At 61.6% G+C, this 19,717-nt stretch carries 16 protein-coding genes; 9 read left to right on the forward strand and 7 right to left on the reverse strand.

The annotated features are described in order from the left end of the window. Positions 1-11 precede the first annotated feature (11 nt). Both recF and gyrB read left to right on the forward strand, forming a co-directional pair. Positions 12-1,115, forward strand: a complete 1,104-nt coding sequence (recF, locus tag G1E_RS17440) for a DNA replication/repair protein RecF (protein WP_009684677.1) — start codon at positions 12-14, stop codon at positions 1,113-1,115. A 4-nt stretch (positions 1,116-1,119) separates the two neighbouring features. Next, positions 1,120-3,540 (forward strand): DNA topoisomerase (ATP-hydrolyzing) subunit B, encoded by a 2,421-nt coding sequence (gyrB, locus tag G1E_RS17445; protein ID WP_009684678.1) that lies wholly within the window; start codon positions 1,120-1,122, stop codon positions 3,538-3,540. Positions 3,541-3,933: 393 nt separating this feature from the next. Here the strand turns inward: gyrB and G1E_RS17450 are convergent, their stop codons facing one another. Further along, complete coding sequence (locus G1E_RS17450; protein WP_009684679.1) at positions 3,934-4,335, reverse strand: RcnB family protein; 402 nt, start codon at positions 4,333-4,335, stop codon at positions 3,934-3,936. A 141-nt stretch (positions 4,336-4,476) separates the two neighbouring features. Beyond that, the gene (locus G1E_RS17455; protein WP_009684680.1) at positions 4,477-5,769 is read right to left on the reverse strand and encodes a sigma-54-dependent Fis family transcriptional regulator; all 1,293 of its coding nucleotides are present in this window, start codon (positions 5,767-5,769) and stop codon (positions 4,477-4,479) included. A 221-nt stretch (positions 5,770-5,990) separates the two neighbouring features. Between G1E_RS17455 and G1E_RS17460 the strand changes: the two genes are divergently transcribed. From G1E_RS17460 to G1E_RS17470, 3 genes are read left to right on the forward strand one after another with little or no spacing between them, the layout of a single operon-like run. Beyond that, positions 5,991-6,875, forward strand: coding sequence for an MBL fold metallo-hydrolase (locus G1E_RS17460; RefSeq protein WP_009684681.1), 885 nt, complete (start codon positions 5,991-5,993; stop codon positions 6,873-6,875). Positions 6,876-6,914: 39 nt separating this feature from the next. After that, the gene (locus tag G1E_RS17465) at positions 6,915-8,186 is read left to right on the forward strand and encodes an FAD/NAD(P)-binding oxidoreductase (RefSeq protein ID WP_009684682.1); all 1,272 of its coding nucleotides are present in this window, start codon (positions 6,915-6,917) and stop codon (positions 8,184-8,186) included. Continuing rightward, positions 8,183-9,001: a sulfite exporter TauE/SafE family protein gene (locus G1E_RS17470; RefSeq protein ID WP_009684683.1), complete on the forward strand. Its 819-nt coding sequence runs from the start codon at positions 8,183-8,185 to the stop codon at positions 8,999-9,001. Before G1E_RS17465 ends, G1E_RS17470 begins: the two co-directional genes overlap by 4 nt. On the opposite strand, the gene G1E_RS17475 is transcribed toward G1E_RS17470, so the two are convergent. Then, complete coding sequence (locus tag G1E_RS17475; protein WP_009684684.1) at positions 8,990-9,877, reverse strand: LysR family transcriptional regulator; 888 nt, start codon at positions 9,875-9,877, stop codon at positions 8,990-8,992. The two genes, G1E_RS17470 and G1E_RS17475, sit on opposite strands and share 12 nt — an antisense overlap. Positions 9,878-10,053: 176 nt before the next feature. On the opposite strand from G1E_RS17475, the gene G1E_RS17480 reads away from it, so the two are divergent. Together G1E_RS17480 and G1E_RS17485 are read left to right on the forward strand one after the other, a co-directional pair. Beyond that, the gene (locus G1E_RS17480) at positions 10,054-11,700 is read left to right on the forward strand and encodes a GMC family oxidoreductase (RefSeq protein WP_009684685.1); all 1,647 of its coding nucleotides are present in this window, start codon (positions 10,054-10,056) and stop codon (positions 11,698-11,700) included. Positions 11,701-11,797: 97 nt separating this feature from the next. Beyond that, on the forward strand, positions 11,798-13,417 hold the full coding sequence (locus G1E_RS17485) for an MFS transporter (protein WP_009684686.1): 1,620 nt from the start codon (positions 11,798-11,800) through the stop codon (positions 13,415-13,417). A 320-nt stretch (positions 13,418-13,737) separates the two neighbouring features. Here G1E_RS17485 and G1E_RS17490 read toward each other — a convergent pair whose 3' ends face one another. Genes G1E_RS17490 through glyQ form a run of 4 tightly spaced genes read right to left on the reverse strand, consistent with a single transcriptional unit; the run spans position 13,738 to position 18,096 of the window. After that, complete coding sequence (locus tag G1E_RS17490; protein ID WP_029886430.1) at positions 13,738-14,523, reverse strand: 1-acyl-sn-glycerol-3-phosphate acyltransferase; 786 nt, start codon at positions 14,521-14,523, stop codon at positions 13,738-13,740. Positions 14,524-14,569: 46 nt separating this feature from the next. Continuing rightward, positions 14,570-15,097, reverse strand: a complete 528-nt coding sequence (gene gmhB / locus G1E_RS17495; RefSeq protein WP_009684688.1) for a D-glycero-beta-D-manno-heptose 1,7-bisphosphate 7-phosphatase — start codon at positions 15,095-15,097, stop codon at positions 14,570-14,572. 3 nt (positions 15,098-15,100) lie between these two features. After that, entirely contained in the window at positions 15,101-17,152 is a 2,052-nt protein-coding gene (glyS, locus tag G1E_RS17500; protein ID WP_009684689.1) for a glycine--tRNA ligase subunit beta, read from the reverse strand. Further along, the gene (glyQ, locus tag G1E_RS17505; protein WP_003253126.1) at positions 17,149-18,096 is read right to left on the reverse strand and encodes a glycine--tRNA ligase subunit alpha; all 948 of its coding nucleotides are present in this window, start codon (positions 18,094-18,096) and stop codon (positions 17,149-17,151) included. Before glyQ ends, glyS begins: the two co-directional genes overlap by 4 nt. 83 nt (positions 18,097-18,179) lie before the next feature. Here glyQ and G1E_RS17510 point away from each other — a divergent pair, with 83 nt between their 5' ends. Together G1E_RS17510 and G1E_RS17515 are read left to right on the forward strand one after the other, a co-directional pair. After that, on the forward strand, positions 18,180-18,731 hold the full coding sequence (locus G1E_RS17510; RefSeq protein ID WP_009684690.1) for a DNA-3-methyladenine glycosylase I: 552 nt from the start codon (positions 18,180-18,182) through the stop codon (positions 18,729-18,731). Between the two features lie 41 nt (positions 18,732-18,772). Next, positions 18,773-19,660 carry a lysophospholipid acyltransferase gene (locus G1E_RS17515; protein ID WP_009684691.1) on the forward strand — a complete coding sequence of 296 codons (888 nt, stop codon included), beginning with the start codon at positions 18,773-18,775 and terminating at the stop codon, positions 19,658-19,660. Positions 19,661-19,717: the final 57 nt, after the last annotated feature.

Here is a 19,717-nt window from a genome sequence, read left to right on the forward strand (position 1 = left end):
TAGCAGGCGACATGTCCCTTCGACGTATCATGGTCACCGCGGTGCGCAACCTGCACCCGGTGACGCTCTCACCCTCCCCCCGCATCAATATCCTTTACGGCGCCAACGGCAGTGGCAAGACCAGTGTGCTGGAAGCCGTGCACTTGCTTGGATTAGCGCGCTCATTCCGCAGCACCCGCTTGAACCCGGTCATACAGTACGAACAGGCTGCCTGTACCGTGTTTGGTGAGGTGCAATTGACGGAGGGCGGCACCAGTAACCTCGGTGTGTCCCGCGAGCGCCAGGGGGACTTTACCATTCGCATCGATGGGCAGAACGCCCGTAGCGCTGCGCAGTTGGCAGAGCTGCTGCCGTTGCAGCTCATCAACCCGGACAGCTTTCGGCTGCTAGAGGGCGCACCAAAAATTCGTCGCCAGTTCCTGGATTGGGGAGTGTTCCACGTGGAACCTCGCTTCCTACCCGCTTGGCAACGGCTGCAGAAGGCGCTGCGGCAGCGGAACTCATGGTTGCGGCATGGTACACTTGACCCAGCTTCGCAAGCCGCCTGGGACCGGGAACTGTGCCTGGCCAGTGCGGAAATAGATGAATACCGTCGCAACTATATCAAGGCCTTGAAGCCCGTCTTCGAGCGAACCCTGAGCGAACTGGTCGAACTGGGCGGGTTGACCCTGAGCTACTATCGAGGCTGGGACAAGGACCGGGAACTGCAAGAAGTACTCGCCTCCTCTCTCCTTCGCGATCAGCAAATGGGCCATACCCAAGCCGGTCCGCAGCGCGCTGATCTGCGTCTTCGTCTGGCTGCCAATAATGCAGCCGACATTTTGTCGCGTGGTCAGCAAAAGCTGGTGGTGTGCGCACTGCGCATTGCCCAAGGCCACCTCGTCAGCCAGGCTCGCCGCGGTCACTGTATTTATCTCGTGGATGACTTGCCGTCCGAACTCGACGACCAGCACCGCCGCGCTCTGTGCCGCTTGCTTGAAGAATTACGCTGCCAGGTGTTCATCACCTGTGTAGATCACGAATTACTGAGGGAAGGCTGGCAGACGGAAACGCCAGTTGCTTTGTTCCACGTGGAACAAGGCCGTATCACCCAGACCCACGACCATCGGGAGTGAAGGCATGAGCGAAAATCAAACGTACGACTCCTCCAGCATCAAGGTGCTGAAAGGTTTGGATGCCGTACGCAAGCGTCCCGGCATGTACATTGGCGACACCGATGATGGTAGCGGCCTGCACCACATGGTCTTCGAAGTGGTCGACAACTCGATCGACGAAGCCCTCGCCGGTCACTGCGATGACATCACTGTCATTATTCACCCGGACGAATCCATCAGTGTCCGCGACAACGGTCGCGGCATTCCGGTCGATGTGCATAAAGAAGAAGGTGTTTCCGCCGCTGAGGTCATCATGACCGTCCTGCACGCCGGCGGTAAGTTTGACGATAACTCCTACAAGGTCTCCGGCGGTTTGCACGGTGTTGGGGTTTCGGTCGTAAACGCCCTCTCCGAGAAGCTGGTATTGACCGTTCGCCGCAGCGGCAAAATCTGGGAACAGACCTACGTTCACGGTGTTCCACAAGCGCCGATGGCGGTTGTGGGTGACAGCGAAACCACGGGCACCCATATCCATTTCAAGCCTTCGGCTGAAACCTTCAAGAACATCCATTTCAGCTGGGACATCCTGGCCAAGCGGATTCGCGAACTGTCGTTCCTCAACTCGGGCGTCGGCATTCTGCTGAAGGATGAGCGCAGTGGTAAGGAAGAGTTCTTCAAATACGAGGGTGGCCTGCGAGCGTTTGTTGAGTACCTGAACACCAACAAGACTCCGGTCAACAACCAGGTGTTCCACTTCAATGTGCAGCGCGAGGATGGCGTAGGTGTTGAAGTTGCCCTGCAATGGAACGACAGCTTCAACGAAAACCTGCTGTGCTTCACCAACAACATTCCGCAGCGTGATGGTGGTACCCACCTGGTGGGCTTCCGTTCCTCGCTGACCCGTAGCCTTAACAACTACATCGAGCAGGAAGGTCTGGCGAAGAAGAACAAGGTAGCCACCACTGGCGACGATGCCCGTGAAGGCCTGACCGCGATCATTTCGGTCAAGGTCCCGGACCCTAAGTTCAGCTCACAGACCAAAGACAAGTTGGTTTCCTCGGAGGTGAAAACCGCCGTTGAGCAGGAAATGAACAAGTACTTTGCCGACTTCCTGCTGGAGAACCCCAACGAGGCCAAGGCCGTCGTTGGCAAGATGATCGACGCTGCGCGTGCTCGGGAAGCGGCCCGTAAAGCCCGTGAGATGACCCGTCGCAAGGGCGCGTTGGACATTGCCGGCTTGCCGGGCAAATTGGCGGACTGCCAGGAAAAGGACCCTGCCCTTTCTGAGCTGTACCTGGTGGAGGGTGACTCCGCAGGTGGCTCCGCCAAACAGGGCCGTAACCGCCGTACCCAGGCGATCCTGCCGCTGAAGGGTAAGATCCTCAACGTCGAGAAGGCGCGCTTCGACAAGATGATCTCGTCCCAGGAAGTAGGCACGCTGATCACGGCGCTGGGGTGTGGCATTGGCCGCGAAGAGTACAACATCGATAAATTGCGTTATCACAACATCATCATCATGACCGATGCTGACGTTGACGGTTCGCACATCCGTACCTTGTTGCTGACCTTCTTCTTCCGCCAGTTGCCGGAGCTTGTCGAGCGCGGCTACATATACATTGCTCAGCCGCCGCTGTACAAGGTCAAGCGAGGTAAGCAGGAGCAGTACATCAAAGACGACGAGGCCATGGAAGAGTACATGACCCAGTCGGCCCTGGAAGATGCCAGCCTGCACCTGGACGAGTCGGCGCCAGCGGTTGCCGGTGTACAACTGGAAAACCTGGTCAACGAATTCCGCGGCGTGATGAAAACGCTCAAGCGTCTGTCGCGCCTGTACCCAGAAGACATCACCGAGCATTTCATCTACCTGCCGGAAGTGACCGTCGAGCAACTGGGCGATCACGCTGCGATGCAAGCCTGGCTGGTGAAGTTCCAGGCGCGCCTGAGCAACAGCCAGAAGTCCGGTCTTGCTTATCAGGCCAGCCTGCGCGAAGACAAAGAGCGCAATGTGTGGCTGCCGGAAGTGGAAGTGACCTCCCACGGCCTGGCCAGCTACGTCACGTTCAACCGCGACTTCTTTGGCAGCAACGACTACCGTACGGTGGTGAAGCTGGGCGCCAACCTTTCTACCCTGCTGGGCGAAGGTGCTTATGTGCAGCGCGGCGAGCGCCGCAAGGCGGTCAGCGAGTTCAAGGAAGCGCTGGACTGGCTGATGAACGAAAGCACCAAGCGGCATACTATCCAGCGATACAAAGGGCTGGGTGAGATGAACCCTGAGCAGCTGTGGGAAACCACCATGGACCCAACCGTGCGCCGTATGCTCAAGGTCACCATCGAAGATGCAATCGCTGCCGACCAGATCTTCAACACCCTGATGGGTGATGCGGTCGAACCACGCCGTGACTTCATCGAGAGCAATGCCCTGTCGGTTTCTAACCTGGACTTCTGATCGGATGTAGGTTCAAGACAGAGCTGCCCGGTGTCGCAAATGTTGACCGGCCGGGTTCAAAGCCTGACCCCTACCGGTCACTAAAAAAAACCGCTACTGCGTAATGCCTGTCAGTTAAGCGTTACTGGGGCTGCTTTGCAGCCCTTCGCGGGCACGCCCGCTCCCACATGTTTGGCGCTGACCTCAAGAAATGCGCGACCCCCTGTGGGAGCGGGCGGGCCCGCGAAGGGTCGCACAGCGGCCCCAAATTACTAAACTGACTGGCATTTCACTACTGCGGTTTTTTTTTGCGAAGCGTTCGAGGCAGGCACCACATGGTGATCGAACACGCCCGAGCACATCCTGGCGCGTAGTTCAGCCCCGATTGCTAACTGAACAGCGTGTTCCTACACATCAGTAGCCGCTGAGAATATTGACGATCACTCCGCTGGCGATGGCGACCAGTACGTAGTCACCGTTCACGTACAACCAGCGGTGATCGCGCGGAGGTGCATACAGGTGACGCGCCTTCCAGTCGGTTACCCAGTAACGGTCACCACGGAAATGCGGGTCGACCACATGGCCGCGGCGCCACTGCTGGTGGGGTACCGGCATACCTTTTTGCGGGTGGAAGTTCGGGTCGCGATAAGCAGGCCCGCGGCCGTTTTCGTGGCGGCCCTGCGGCTGAGCGTGGGGCGGGTTGCCTGGGTGCCCTGGGCCGCCATCATGACGGTCAGGTGGGCCAGGCTGCGCGAAGCTTGCCAGAGGTGCGCTGAGCATCAGCGCCGCGCAGATCATGGTCAGGGTCTTTTTCATCGTTGCGGTCCTCTGTGTATTAACGCCCGGCTGAATCTTTCAGTTACCGGGTACGGTTAACCAATCAGACCATGAACCAGGTCGTTTAATGTCAGGACAGCGGTAAAGGTCCGGTAAAGGTGGCCTGGCAAAAACACGAAGCTAGCGTAGCCCAAGCGCTTTCAAGCGACGGTACAGCGTGCGTTCGCTCATGCCCAAATGACGCGCCAGCTCACTGCGCGAACCTTTGAACTGTTCCAGGGCCTGGGCCAGTTCACCGAGGTCACGGCGCTTTGCGCCACGGCTCACCGGCATTTGCGCGCCGATGTCCTCGGGCAGGTGCTCCGGCCTGATCACCCCATCATCAGCGAACAACCGTGCCCGTTCCAGAACATTGCGCAGCTCGCGGATGTTGCCCGGGAACGGATGCAAGGCAAGGTGCTGCAAGGCATCGTCACTCAAGCTGGGGACCGATGTGCCCGCCATGCGTTGCAGCAGGCTCTGCGCCAGCAAGGGAAGGTCCTCTACCCGCTCACGCAGTGCCGGCAGGCGAATCGGGAAGCCGCTGATGCGGTAGTACAGGTCTTCACGGAAGCTGCCATCGGCAACCATTTGCCTGAGGGGTTTGTGCGTGGCCGACACCAGGCGGAAATCCGAATGCACTGTGCGCAGGCTGCCTACCGGGCGGAAGCTGCCAGACTCGATCAGGCGCAACAGCTTCACCTGCATCGCCAGCGGCACTTCACCAATTTCATCAAGGAACAGCGTGCCGCCATGGGCGGCTTCGGCCAGGCCGATCTTGCGCTGGTTGGCACCGGTGAACGCGCCTTTTTCGTACCCGAAAAGTTCGCTCTCGAACAATGACTCGGTCAAGCCGGTGCAGTCCACCACCACCAGTGGGCCGTTTGCCCTGGCGCTACCCATGTGCAGCGCACGGGCGAACAGCTCCTTGCCGGTGCCTGACTCACCTTGCAGCAAGACAGGGATCTGCGCTGGCGCCGCGCGTTGCAGGCTGGCCAGGGCTGCCTTGAAGGCCGGCGCACGGCCGACCAGCCCTTGCTCTTGCGGCTGGGCCGAGGCCAGCGTGATGGTGGTCAAGCGTTCGACAAAGGCTACGACCGTACCCTGTTCGTCCAGGATCGGCCGCAGCTCTACATCCACGTGCTCGGGGCCGCGTGGCGTGTGATGAATGTGCAACACACGCTCCGCGACCTTGCTGTCCCAGGCTTTGCGCATCGGGCAATGCTCGCCAGCCTGGTCGCATGGCACGGCATAGTGGTGCGACACCCTGTGGCACTTTTCCCCTAGGGGTGCTTGTTCGTGCTGGCCAAACTGGCGGCGATACGCAGCATTGGCTGCCAGGATGTTGTAGTCGGTGTCCAGCACGATGGTCGGCAGGGCATCGTGCTCGAGGTAGGAAACCAGCGCCAGGATAAACGGATGGGTTTCAGGCATGACAGCACCGTTCGGATGATGGATGCAGGGTAACAAGGACTGCCAAACACTGCCATTGGCTGACAGTCGACTGCCAATCATGCTGCCAATTCAGCCAGGCGCTGTCAGCACTGCTCCGGTTTCGTTGGGCCCGGCACGATAAAGAGCCTGGCATGCATCTTGATAAACCTCCTGTCACTGCCTACGCCTTGAATAGACGCGTCGGATAACTGGAGAACGTGATGATCATCGGCAACAACCTTCACGTGGACGCCTTTTACGATGAGGCGACCTCGACCATCAGCTACCTGGTCATGGACTGTGAAACCCGGCAGTGCGCGTTGATCGACAGCGTGCTGGATTATGACCCCAAGGCCGGGCGCACCTGTACTGCCTCAGCAGATCGGCTGGTCGAGCGCGTGGCTGAATTGCACGCCAGCGTGCGCTGGATACTTGAAACACATGTGCATGCCGACCACCTATCGGCAGCGGCCTACCTGAAGGAGAAGCTTGGCGGCCATACCGCCATTGGTGCGCACATCACCCAGGTGCAGAAGGTTTTTGGCAGCCTGTTCAACGCCGAGCCTGGCTTTGCCCGTGATGGCAGCCAATTCGATGTGCTGTTCGAAGACGAAGAAGGTTTCTGCATCGGCAACCTGCATGCGCGTGCATTGCACACCCCTGGGCACACGCCTGCATGCATGAGCTTCATGATCGAGGATGCGGGTGAGACCGCGGTGTTCGTCGGCGACACCTTGTTCATGCCTGACTACGGTACTGCCCGTTGCGATTTCCCCGGCGCCGACGCCCGTACGCTGTACCGCTCGATCCGGCGCTTGCTGGCGTTCCCTGACCAGACCCGCCTGTTCATGTGCCACGACTACCTGCCAGGTGGTCGCGAAATGCAGTACGTCACCACCGTTGCCGAGCAGCGCGCCAGCAATATCCACATCCACCAGGGTATCGACGAGGACAGCTTCGTCGCCATGCGCGAGGCCCGCGACAAAACCCTCGACATGCCGGTGCTGATCCTGCCGTCGGTGCAGGTGAACATGCGCAGTGGCCACTTCCCGGAGCCGGAAGCCAACGGCGTCAGGTATTTGAAGATCCCGCTGAACACGCTGTAAGCGCCCTGCCCTATAACCAGATTTCCAGGATTTATTGCCATGCCTGCCTTGTCGTCCACTACCCATCCCGACCACCACACAGTGGTCATCGTCGGTGCCGGTGCCGCCGGGATCGCCACTGCATCCAGCCTGATCAGCCGCGACGCGTCCCTGGATGTGGCCTTGATCGACCCAGCCGAGGTGCACTACTACCAACCTGGCTGGACCATGGTCGGCGCTGGTGTTTTCAACGCGGCGAGCACTGCCCGCACCATGGCTTCGACGATTCCGAGCGGGGTGCGCTGGGTAAAGGCGCGCGTCCAGGGTTTCGACCCGGTGCGCCAGTTGGTCATGCTCGAAGATGGCCGGGCCATCGGCTATGAACAACTGGTGGTTTGCCCTGGCCTGAAGCTCGATTGGGGGGCCATTGATGGGCTCAGCGAGACCTTGGGCCGTAACGGGGTCACCTCCAATTACCGCTACGACCTGGCGCCCTATACCTGGGAGCTGGTGCAAAAGCTCAAGCACGGCCGTGCCCTGTTCAGCCAGCCGCCCATGCCGATCAAGTGCGCCGGCGCGCCACAGAAGGCGCTGTACCTGTCGTGCGACCATTGGCTACGCCACGGTCACCTGGGCGCGATCAAAGCCAGCTTCTTCAATGCCGGCGCAGTCTTGTTCGGTGTGGCCGACTACGTGCCTGCCTTGATGCAGTACATCGAAAAATATGCCGTGGACCTCAATTTCAGCCATCGGCTGGTCGCCGTGGACGGCCCCAACCAACGCGCCACCTTCGTGCGTAGCCTGCCCGATGGCAGCAGCGAAACCCGCGTCGAGGCCTTCGACATGCTGCATGTGGTTCCGCCGCAAGTCGCGCCGGACTTCATCCGTGAAAGCCCATTGGCCGACAGTGCCGGCTGGGTCGATGTAGACCCGCACACCTTGCGCCATCGCCAGTACAGCACTGTTCACGCCTTGGGCGATGTGGCCAACACCAGCAACGCCAAGACCGCTGCAGCGGCCCGCAAGCAGGCTCCGGTAGTGGCCAATAATGTGCTGGTAGCGCTGGGGCGGTTGCAGACACTGGCCCAGTACGACGGTTACGGCTCATGCCCGCTCACGGTCGAGCGCGGCAAGATCGTGCTGGCCGAGTTCACCTATGGCGGCAAGCTGGCGCCCAGCTTCCCCAATTGGTTGCTGGACGGTCGCAAGCCGACCCGCCTGGCTTGGCTGCTCAAGGCCCAGGCCCTGCCGCCGCTGTACTGGCAAGGCATGCTCAAGGGGCGGGAGTGGCTGGCACGGCCACAACCGTTGGTAGCAGAGGGCGGGCAGTGATCGAAACTCAACTGCTTGGCGCAGCCCTGGGGGCCATCATCGGCGCCGTGCTGGCGTTGACGGGCGCCGGCGGAGGCATTCTTGCCGTGCCCCTGTTGGTGTTCGGCCTTGGCCTGTCGATGGTCGAGGCGGCACCGGTCGGCTTGTTGGCGGTTGGCCTGGCGGCAGCCGTGGGCGCGGTACTGGGTTTGCGTCGCGGCCTGGTGCGCTATCGGGCGGCACTGTTCATCGCCTTGATCGGGGTGGCGGCAGCGCCACTGGGGTTGATGCTGGCGCACCGTTTGCCCAATACGCCGTTGCAACTGGTGTTCGCCGGTGTGCTCACCTACGCCTGCCTGCGTATCTGGCGCAAGGCGGCCAGGGAGCTGCGTGGCGAAGCCAACGATGCGCATCGCTTCATCGAGCCATGTGTGCTGAACCCGCTGCAGGGCCGCTTGCGCTGGACCCTGCCCTGCGCTCGCGCCCTGGCATTCACCGGTGCGCTGTCCGGCTTGCTGTCTGGCCTGCTCGGTGTGGGGGGCGGGTTCGTGATCATTCCGGCGCTCAACCGCTATACCAACCTGCGCATGGCCACGATCGTCTCCACGTCGCTGGCGGTGATTGCCTTGGTGTCTGCCGGCAGTGTGATCAGTGCCAGCCTTGCAGGTGTCCTGCATTGGCAAGTGGGTGGCCCGTTCGCTGTCGGCGCCGTGCTTGGCTTGCTGCTGGCGCGCCCCCTGGCGGCCAGGTTGGCCGGCCCACGGCTGCAGCAGATGTTTGCCGTGGCAGGTTGCGCCGCTGCCCTGCTGCTGGCCAGCAAGGCATTACTGAGCTAACAGCTCGCCCTGTTGCTCTGCGCACAGCGCCAGCAGGTAATCCCATACGACCCGCAGGCGCACCGACTTGTGCAGCTCGCGGCGGGTACAGATCCAGTAACTGCGCTGGATGGTTTCGCCAGGCAGTACGCGGACCAGGGTCGGGTCGTGCCGGGCCATGTAGTTGGGCAGCACTGCAATGCCCAGCCCAGCACGTGCGGCCACCTGCTGGGCAATCACGCTGGTGCTGCGGAAGACTACATTGGGCGCCCGGCAGAAGCTGTTGAGAAACAGCAGCTCCTGGCTGAACAGCAGGTCGTCGACGTAGCCGATCCAGCTGTGGCGGGCCAGATCTTCGCGGTTGCGCAGGGGTGGTGCGCGGTCGAGGTAGCCCTGGCTGGCATACAGGGCCAGGCGGTAGTCGGTGAGTTTGCGCGTGATCAGCAGGTCGGCGTTGGGCCGCTCCAGGTGGATACTGATCTCGGCTTCGCGGTTGAGGATGCTGACGAACCTCGGCACTGCCACCAGCTCCACTTCCAGCCCGGGGTAGCGCTCGAACAGCGCGTTCATGCGCGGGGTGAAGAACATGATGCCAATGCCTTCGGTGACCCCCAGGCGGATCTTGCCCAGCGGAGTGATGGCCTGGGTGATTTCTTCCTGGGCCAGCAGGGCGACGTTCTCCATGGCTTCGGCGTGCTTGAGCAGGGCCTGGCCCGAAGGGGTCAGCTCATAGCCTTGGGCGTGTTGCACGAACAACGCCGTGCCCAGGCTTTCCTCGATGCGCTCGATGTGCCGGGCCACGGTGCTGTGGGTGGTATTGAGGCGCTTGGCGGCGGTAAGCAGGCGGCCGCTGCGCTGCAACTCGAGGAAAAATCGCAGATCGTTCCAGTTGAACATGCTGATCCTTGTGGCTGTTCGTGGGCCCCTTTCGCGGGTGAACCCGCGAAGAGGCCTGTACAGAGTTGCCGCTGTGCTAAAACGCACAACCGCTGCGCGAAATCGCGTGTTTCACCCACGAAATTACGCACTAAGATGGATCGGGACAAGAATAATAATCAGGCCCGAGGTTGCACATGCCATCAGCCGATTCTGTCTTCGATTACGTGGTGGTAGGCGCCGGCCCCGCCGGGTGCCTGCTGGCCAACCGCTTGTCCGCCGACCCTGGTTGCCGCGTGCTGCTGCTGGAAGCGGGCGGGCGGGACAACTATCCCTGGATTCACATTCCCGTGGGTTACCTCTACTGCATTGGCAACCCACGCACCGACTGGTGCTTCAAGACCCAAGCCCAGCCCGGCCTGGGTGGGCGCGCATTGGGCTACCCGCGCGGCAAGGTGCTGGGCGGCTGCTCTTCCATCAATGGCATGATCTATATGCGTGGCCAGGCTGCCGACTACGACCACTGGGCCGAACAGGGCAACCCCGGCTGGGCCTGGAAGGACGTGCTGCCGCTGTTCAAGGCCAGTGAAAACCACTTTGCTGGCGCCAGCGAGCACCACGGCGGCGGTGGCGAGTGGCGGGTCGAACGTCAGCGCTACAGCTGGCCGATACTGGATGCCTTCCGCGACGCCGCCGAGCAAAGCGGCATCGCCAAGGTGGATGACTTCAACACCGGCGATAACCAGGGGTGTGGTTATTTCCAGGTCAACCAACGCAGTGGCGTGCGCTGGAATGCCTCCAAGGCGTTTCTGCGGCCGGTTCAGCATCGCGCCAACCTCACCGTGCTTACCAGTGTGCAGGTTGACCAGGTGTTGCTCAACAATACTCGCGCACGTGCGGTGAAAGCATTTTGGCAAGGTGCCTGGCACGAGTTTGCAGCTCGCCGCGAGATCGTGCTGTGTGCTGGGGCGGTCGGTTCCCCGGGCATCCTGCAACGCTCCGGCATTGGCCCACGGCAATTACTGGAAAGCCTGGGTATTGGCGTTCGCCACGACATGCCAGGGGTGGGTGGCAACCTGCAAGACCACCTGCAACTGCGGCTGATCTATCAGATCCGCAATACCCGCACCTTGAACCAGATGGCTAACAGCCTGTGGGGCAAGATGGGCATGGGCCTGCGCTACCTCTACGACCGCAGCGGCCCGCTGGCCATGGCCCCGAGCCAGTTGGGCGCGTTCGTGCGGTCCAGCCCCGACCAGGCCACCGCCAACTTGCAGTACCACGTGCAGCCGCTGTCGCTGGAGCGCTTCGGCGAGCCGTTGCACCGCTTCCCGGCCTTTACCGCCTCGGTCTGCAACCTGCGCCCGGCCAGCCGTGGGCGTATCGATATTCGCAGCACCGACATGCACAGCACGCCGCTGATCGACCCCAACTACCTGAGCGACCCCCAGGACCTGCAGGTGGCCGCCGATGCCATCCGCCTTACCCGGCGCATCGTTCAGGCCCCTGCCCTGGCCGTATTCGAGCCCGAGGAATATCTGCCTGGCGCGGCCCTGCAAAGCGAACAGGACCTGATCGAGGCTGCCGGCAAGATCGGCACTACCATTTTCCACCCGGTGGGTACCTGCCGCATGGGCAATGGTGCGATGGACGTTGTGGATAACCAGCTGCGCGTGCATGGCATCCCCGGCCTGCGCGTGGCCGATGCCTCGATCATGCCGCAGATCACCTCAGGCAATACCTGTTCCCCCACCCTGATGATCGCCGAAAAGGCGGCACAACTGATTTTCAAAGGAGCTGCTACCCAGACCTACCTGAACGAAGACGCGTTACCGACGCCCTGACCCGGGTGCGTGCAGTAGCGGCAGCTTGCGGTCGAAGGCTGCCGACAGTGGAACAACAAGAATAATCACTGTGGCCTGCGGGCCGAGGACAGCAACGATGTCGGATTACATTCAAGAGCAGGCTGCGGCGGCCGGCAGTTCCAACCGTCGTGAAGAACGCAAGATCATTTTCGCGTCATCCCTCGGGACGGTGTTCGAGTGGTATGACTTTTTTCTCTATGGCGCGTTGGCAGCGGTCATCAGCAAGCAGTTCTTTGCGGGTGTGAACGACACCACCGCTTTCATCTTCGCCCTCATGGCCTTCGCTGCCGGCTTCCTTGTGCGGCCGTTCGGTGCATTGGTGTTCGGCCGCCTGGGAGACATGATCGGGCGTAAATACACCTTCCTGGTCACCATCGTACTGATGGGGCTGTCCACTTTCGCCGTGGGCTTGCTGCCCACGTATGCCAGCATCGGCATCGCCGCACCGATCATTCTGGTGATACTGCGCATGCTGCAGGGCCTGGCGCTGGGCGGTGAGTACGGTGGTGCGGCCACTTATGTGGCCGAACATGCCCCCCCGGGCAAGCGCGGTTTCCACACCGGCTTCATTCAGTCCACCGCCACCCTGGGCCTGTTATTGTCGTTGCTGGTGGTACTGGGCAGCCGCTATGTCAGTGGCGATCAGTTCGAAACCTGGGGCTGGCGCCTGCCGTTCCTGCTGTCGATCGTGCTGCTGGGCATTTCCACCTGGATCCGCATGAGCATGCATGAGTCGCCAGCCTTTGTGAAAATGAAGGCCCAGGGCAAGGTCAGCAAGTCGCCGATCCGGGAGTCGTTCACCTCGTGGCCGAACCTCAAAGTCGTACTGACTGCACTGTTCAGTATCAATGCCGGGCAAGCGGTGACCTTCTACACCGCGCAGTTCTACGTGCTGTTCTTCATGACCCAGATGCTGAAGGTAGACCCGGCCCAGGCCAATACCCTGCTGATCATCAGCGTGGTGATCGGTGCGCCGTTCTTCGTGTTTTTTGGCTGGCTGTCGGACCGTATCGGGCGCAAACCGATCCTGATGCTGGGCTTGCTGCTGGCCACGGTGCTGTACTTCCCGCTGTTCAAGGCCTTGAGCCACTATGCCAACCCACAAATTGACGCCGCCAGCCGCCAGGCGCCGATCGTGGTCACTGCTGATCCGCAAGGCTGCACGTTCCAGTTCGACCCGGTCGGCAAGGCCCGTTTCGACAGTCCGTGCGACAAGGTCAAGACCTTCCTGGTCAAACAGGGCCTGCCTTACAGCTCGGTCAGCGTAGCCGGCAGCGAGGTAGTGGTGAATGTGGGCGACAAGACCATCAACGGCTTCGACGAAGCCGCGATGCGTGCGGCGGTGGAGCAGGCAGGCTACCCGGCCAAGGCTGACCCCGCGCAGGTCAACCAGGTGATGGTCGTGGTGCTGATCGTGGCGATGATCCTGATCGCGACCATGACCTACGGTCCGTTGGCCGCAGTGATGGTCGAGCTGTTCCCGACCCGCATTCGCTACACCTCGATGTCGCTGCCCTACCACATTGGCAACGGCTGGTTCGGCGGCTTCCTGCCCACCGTGTCGTTTGCACTGGTGGTGTACACCGGAGACATCTTCTACGGGCTTTGGTACCCGATCCTGGTGACCGGCATCAGCTTGGTGGTGGGGATTTTCTGCCTGAAAGAAACCAAGGATGTGGATATCGACAAGATCTGAAAGCGGGCGCGGATCCTTGTAGGAGCGGCCTTGTGTCGCGATGGGCCGCGCAGCGGCCCCAGGATTTTGCCTTGATGCACACATTGCCGGGGCCGCTTTGCGGCCCATCGCGACACAAGGCCGCTCCTACACAAAGCGATGCGTACTGGAAATGGAGCCCAAAAAAAACCGGCTGTAAAAGCCGGTTTTCTTATGCCCCGAAAAAACTTATGCACGCTTTTCAGAAAAATGTCACACCCAAAAATAAACAGCCAATTCAATAACTTAGCGCTTACTTCAAGCATTTCAACGAAAAAGTGCTCACAAGTTATCCACAGATATCACGCCATCTGCTCCTGCGGTTCTTCTGCTGCTGGCGGCAGCGAGCCCATGGCCCGCTGGGTTGCTTCGTTCCACGCCTGAGCGCGGTCGTTGAGCTCGGCAATGGCCCGTGGCCCGGTGCCGTTGGCGTACATCGGCTCGCCAATCACCACCTCGATGGTGCCCGAGCGCTTGCCCCAACCAGTCTTCGGCCAGAACTTGCCGGCGTTGTGGGCAATCGGCAGTACCGGCAGCCCGGCATTGACTGCCAGCGCGGTGCCCCCGCGCGAGAACTTGCCGACCGTGCCGAATGGCACACGGGTGCCCTCCGGGAAGATCAGCACCCAAGTCTTCTGCTTGAGCAGCTCATCGCCCTTGCTCGCGACCTGGCGCAGTGCCTCCTTCGGGTTGTCGCGGTTGATCGCGATCGGCCGCAGCATGGCCATGGCCCAGCCGAAGAACGGCACGTACAGCAGTTCGCGCTTGAGCACCTGGCTAAGCGGCGAGAAGTACTGCGACAGGAAGAATGTTTCCCAGGTGCTTTGGTGGTTCGACAGGATCACGCAAGGCTCGGCCGGCACGTTCTCGGCACCGGTGATCTTGTAGTCGATGCCCAGAATCGTCCGCACGAGGAACAAGGCGCAGCGGCACCAGTACACATTGATGAACTTGTAGCGCTTGGGGAACGACAGAAACGGCGCGACGAAAAAGCTCAGCGAGCACCACAGCAACGAACTGGTGCCCAGCAGCAGGTAAAAAAGAAAGATTCTGATCGCCTGCAGGATCGACATAGTGGCTTGTACCATTGCGGGGCATGCCCGCCTGAGAAAAATGCGCCCGCAGGCGCACTGTTTAAATTAGTTCTCTGGCGATAGCTGCCAGATCGTCGAAAATCAGTGTAGTTTCCGGAACACCTTTTGCCAGGGTCCGCTCACCTTTGCCGGTTTTCACCAACACGGGTTGTGCTCCGACGGCCAGGGCGGCCTCCAGGTCGCCTTTGCTGTCGCCGACGAACCAGACGCCTTCAAGGCCGACCTGGTAATGCTCGGCGATCGCCCGCAGCATGCCTGGCTTGGGCTTGCGGCAATCGCAGCCTTCATCCGGGCCGTGCGGGCAATACACGATGTGGCCAACCTCGCCGCCCTGCTCGGCCACCAGCGCGCGCAGGCGCGCGTGCATGGCCTCGAGGGTTGCCAGCGGGTAATAGCCACGGGCGATACCGGACTGATTGGTGGCCACGGCCACCGTCCAGCCCGCCTTGCTCAACTGCGCGATCGCTGCGACCGAGCCAGGGATCGGGACCCACTCTTCCAGCGTCTTGATGTAGGCGTCGGAGTCGTAGTTGATCACCCCGTCACGGTCGAGAATCAGCAGTTTCAAGGCTTACCCCAGCAACGAGATGTCGGCCACACCCAGGAACAGGCCGCGCAGGCGGCTGAGCAGGGCGTAGCGGTTGGCACGTACCTTGGCGTCTTCGGCGTTGACCATGACCGCCTCGAAGAAGGCATCAACCGGGTCGCGCAGGGCTGCCAGGCGGGCCAGCGATTCGCTGTACTGCCGTGCAGCAGCCATCGGTTGCACGGCCTGGTCGGCCTGCTGGATGGCCGAGTACAGCGAGAACTCGTTGGCATTGTCGAAGTACTTCGGCTCGACCTGCTCGGCGATGGCGCCTTCTGCCTTGCTCAGCAGGTTCGACACACGCTTGTTGACCGCGGCCAGGGCCTCGGCTTCGGGCAGCTTGCGGAACGCTTGCACCGCCTGTACACGCTGGTCGAAGTCCAGCGCCGAGCCTGGCTGCAGGGCACGTACCGATAGGTAGGTGGCCACATCGATGCCTTCGTCCTCGTAACGCGCACGCAGGCGGTCGAAGATGAACTCCAGCACCTGCTCGGCCAGGCCGGCAGCCTTGACCTTGGCACCGAACTGCTTGACCGCGAATTCCACCGCACCGGTCAGGTTCAGGTCCAGCTGCTTCTCGATCAGGATACGCAGCACACCCAGCGCTGCACGGCGCAGGGCGTACGGGTCTTTGCTGCCGGTTGGCAGCATGCCGATGCCGAAGATGCCCACCAGGGTGTCGAGCTTGTCGGCGATGGCCACGGCGGCACCGGTGAGGGTTTGCGGTAGCTCGGCACCAGCACCGCGTGGCATGTACTGCTCGTTCAGCGCCAGGGCAACGTCTTGCGGCTCACCGTCGTTGAGCGCGTAGTAGTAACCGGCAACACCCTGCATCTCCGGGAATTCGCCGACCATTTCAGTGGCCAGGTCGCATTTCGACAGCAGGCCGGCCCGGCCGGCGCGCTGGGCGTCGCCGCCGATCAGCGGGGCGATGAAGGCAGCCAGTTTGGAAACGCGCTCGGCCTTGTCGTACACAGTGCCCAGCTGAGCCTGGAAGACCACGTTCTTGAGGCGCTCGTTGAAGGTTTCCAGCGGCTGCTTCTTGTCCTGCTTGAAGAAGAATTCGGCGTCGGTCAGGCGTGGGCGCACGACTTTCTCGTTGCCTTGCACGATCTGCTTCGGGTCGCGGCTTTCAACGTTGGCCACGGTGATGAAGCGCGGCAGCAGCTTGCCTTCGCTGTCCAGCAGACAGAAGTACTTCTGGTTGTCCTGCATGGTGGTGATCAGGGCTTCCTGCGGCACTTCGAGGAAACGCTCCTCGAACGAGCACACCAGCGGCACCGGCCACTCGACCAGCGCGGTCACTTCGTCCAGCAGCGCCGGTGGCACGATGGCCGTACCTTCCTGCTGCATGGCCAGCTCTGCGGTACGCTTGCTGATCAGCTCGCGGCGCTCGGCGAAGTCGGCCAGCACGTAGGCTTTGCGCAGGTCTTCGACGTAGTTGGCGGGGGCAGTGATGAGCACGTTTTCCGGGTGGTGGAAGCGGTGGCCACGGGATTCACGGTCGGCCTTCTGCGACAGGATGGTGCAATCGACCACCTGGTCGCCCAGCAGCATGACCAGCCATTGGGTCGGGCGCACGAACTCTTCACGGCTGGCGGCCCAGCGCATGCGCTTGGGAATGGGCAGATCGTTCAGCGAGTCCTCGACGATGGTCGGCAGCAAGCCGACGGTCGCTTTGCCTGGGATGTGCTGGGAGAAGCGCAGCTTGGGGCCGCTCTGGTCGATTTCGGCCAGCTCTACACCGCACTTCTTGGCAAAGCCCAGGGCAGCCTGGGTCGGCTCGCCGTCTTTGAAAGCAGCCTGCAGGGGGGGGCCGTCGATGTTGATGCTGCGGTCAGGCTGCTGCACGTCCAGCTGGCGAATCAGCACGGCCAGGCGACGCGGCGCAGCATAGACCTGCTTGCCGGTGTAGTTCAGGCCAGCGGCCTGCAGGCCCTTTTCGATGCCGGCCAGGAAGGCGTCGCCTAGGCTGGCGAGGGCCTTGGGAGGCAGCTCTTCAGTGCCCAGTTCTACCAGGAAATCTTGAGCACTCATTGTGCAGCCTCCAGCTTAGCCAACACTTCGTCACGCAGTTCGGGGGTGGCCATCGGGAAGCCCAGGCGTGCGCGGGCTTGCAGATAGCTTTGCGCCACGTCCCGGGCCAGGGTACGCACACGCAGGATGTAGCGCTGGCGCTCGGTCACCGAGATGGCGCGGCGGGCGTCCAGCAGGTTGAAGGTATGCGAGGCCTTCAACACCATTTCATAGGTCGGCAGCGGCAGCTCCAGCTTGATCAGGCGGTTGGCTTCGCTTTCGTAGAAGTCGAACAGTTCGAACAGCTTGTCGACGTTGGCGTGTTCGAAGTTGTAGGTCGACTGCTCCACCTCGTTCTGGTGGAACACGTCACCGTAGGTGACCTTGCCGAACGGGCCGTCGGCCCATACCAGGTCATAGACCGAATCGACGCCCTGGATGTACATGGCCAGGCGTTCGAGGCCGTAGGTGATTTCACCGGTGACCGGGTAGCACTCGATGCCACCTACCTGCTGGAAGTAGGTGAACTGGGTGACTTCCATGCCGTTCAGCCAGATTTCCCAGCCCAGGCCCCAGGCGCCGAGGGTCGGCGATTCCCAGTTGTCTTCGACAAAGCGAATGTCGTGCACCAGCGGGTCCAGGCCAATGGCTTTCAGCGAGCCCAGGTACAGCTCCTGGAAGTTGGCCGGGTTCGGCTTGAGCACCACCTGGAACTGGTAGTAGTGCTGCAGGCGGTTGGGGTTTTCGCCATACCGCCCGTCGGCAGGGCGACGGCTAGGCTGCACGTAGGCGGCGTTCCAGGTTTCTGGACCCACGGCGCGCAGGAACGTTGCGGTGTGGAAAGTGCCGGCGCCTACTTCCATATCGTAGGGCTGAAGCACCACACAACCTTGAGCTGCCCAGTAGTTTTGCAGGGCGAGGATCAGGTCTTGGAAGGTACGCACGGCTGGCGTAGGCTGGCTCACGAAATTCACCTGTATCTGGGGATGCGGATGTAAAGAGCGGGAGTATAACCTGATTCGCCTCGCCCTCTACTCATTGGAGCCTTATGCCACGCTGCTTTTGGTGTACCGACGATCCGTTGTACCAGGCCTACCATGACCAGGAATGGGGAACGCCGCAGCGCGATCCGGCGTTGCTGTTCGAGATGCTTTTGCTCGAAGGGTTCCAGGCCGGGCTTTCATGGATCACCGTTTTGCGCAAACGCGAGCGTTACCGCGAGGTGATGCACGGGTTCGACCCGGTCAAACTGGCCACCCTCAGCGACGAACGCATCGAAGCGCTCATGCAGGACCCCGGGATCATCCGCAACCGCCTCAAACTCAAGGCTGCCCGGCGCAATGCGCAGGCCTGGCTGGCTGTGGATAACCCCGCCGAATGGCTGTGGTCGTTCGTGGGCGGTGCGCCGAAGATCAATCACTTCCAGGGCCGCGCTGACGTGCCGGCGGTCACCGATGAGGCCAAGGCCATGAGCAAGGCGCTGCAGAAAGCCGGCTTCACCTTTGTCGGCCCGACCATCTGCTATGCCTTCATGCAAGCCACCGGCATGGTCATGGACCACACCATCGATTGCGATCGTTACGCCGCCCTGGTTCGTTGAAGGGTTACAATGCGCACCTTGCTGAAATAAGGAATTCGCCTGTGGAAAAGTTCAAGGGCGCCCTGATGGTCGGGGTGCTGCGCCTGTTTGCCAAGCTGCCCTGGGGCGCTGTACAGCGCGTGGGCGCCGGCATCGGCTGGCTGATGTGGAAGATCCCCAACGGTTCACGCAACGTGGTGCGCATCAACCTGGCCAAGTGTTTCCCCGAGATGGACCCGGTTGCCCGCGAGCAACTGGTTGGCCAAGCCTTGCGGGACATTGGCAAGTCGTTTGTGGAAAGCGCCTGCGCCTGGATCTGGCCGCCACAGCGCTCGCTGGAACTGGTCAAGGAAGTGCACGGCCTGGAAGTGCTGGAGCAAGCCCTGGCGTCTGGCAAGGGTGTTGTGGGCATCACCAGCCACCTGGGTAACTGGGAGGTGCTCAACCACTTCTATTGCAACCAGTGCAAGCCGATCATTTTCTACCGCCCGCCCAAGCTCAAGGCTGTGGATGACCTGCTGCGTGAGCAGCGCGTACAGATGGGCAACCGCGTTGCGCCTTCGACCAAGGAAGGCATTCTCAGCGTGATCAAGGAGGTGCGCCGGGGCGGCCAGGTGGGCATCCCCGCTGACCCGGAGCCAGCCGAATCGGCAGGCGTGTTCGTGCCATTTCTCGGTACCCAGGCACTGACCAGCAAGTTCGTGCCGAACATGCTGGCGGGCGGCAAGGCGGTGGGGGTGTTCCTGCATGCCTTGCGCCTGCCGGATGGCTCGGGTTTCAAGGTGTTTCTCGAAGCTGCGCCGCAAGCAATGTACAGCACCGACGTGAATGAGTCGGCGGCGGCGATGAGCAAGGTGGTCGAGCGTTATGTGCGCGAGTACCCGAGCCAGTACATGTGGAGCATGAAGCGCTTCAAGAAGCGCCCGGCTGGCGAGCCGCGCTGGTATTGAGATCTCTGGGGGCGCTCTGCGCCCCATTCGCTGGCACGCCAGCTCCCACAGGGATCG

The organism is Pseudomonas sp. TJI-51 (assembly GCF_000190455.2).
Taxonomy (GTDB): Bacteria; Pseudomonadota; Gammaproteobacteria; order Pseudomonadales; family Pseudomonadaceae; genus Aquipseudomonas; species Aquipseudomonas juntendi.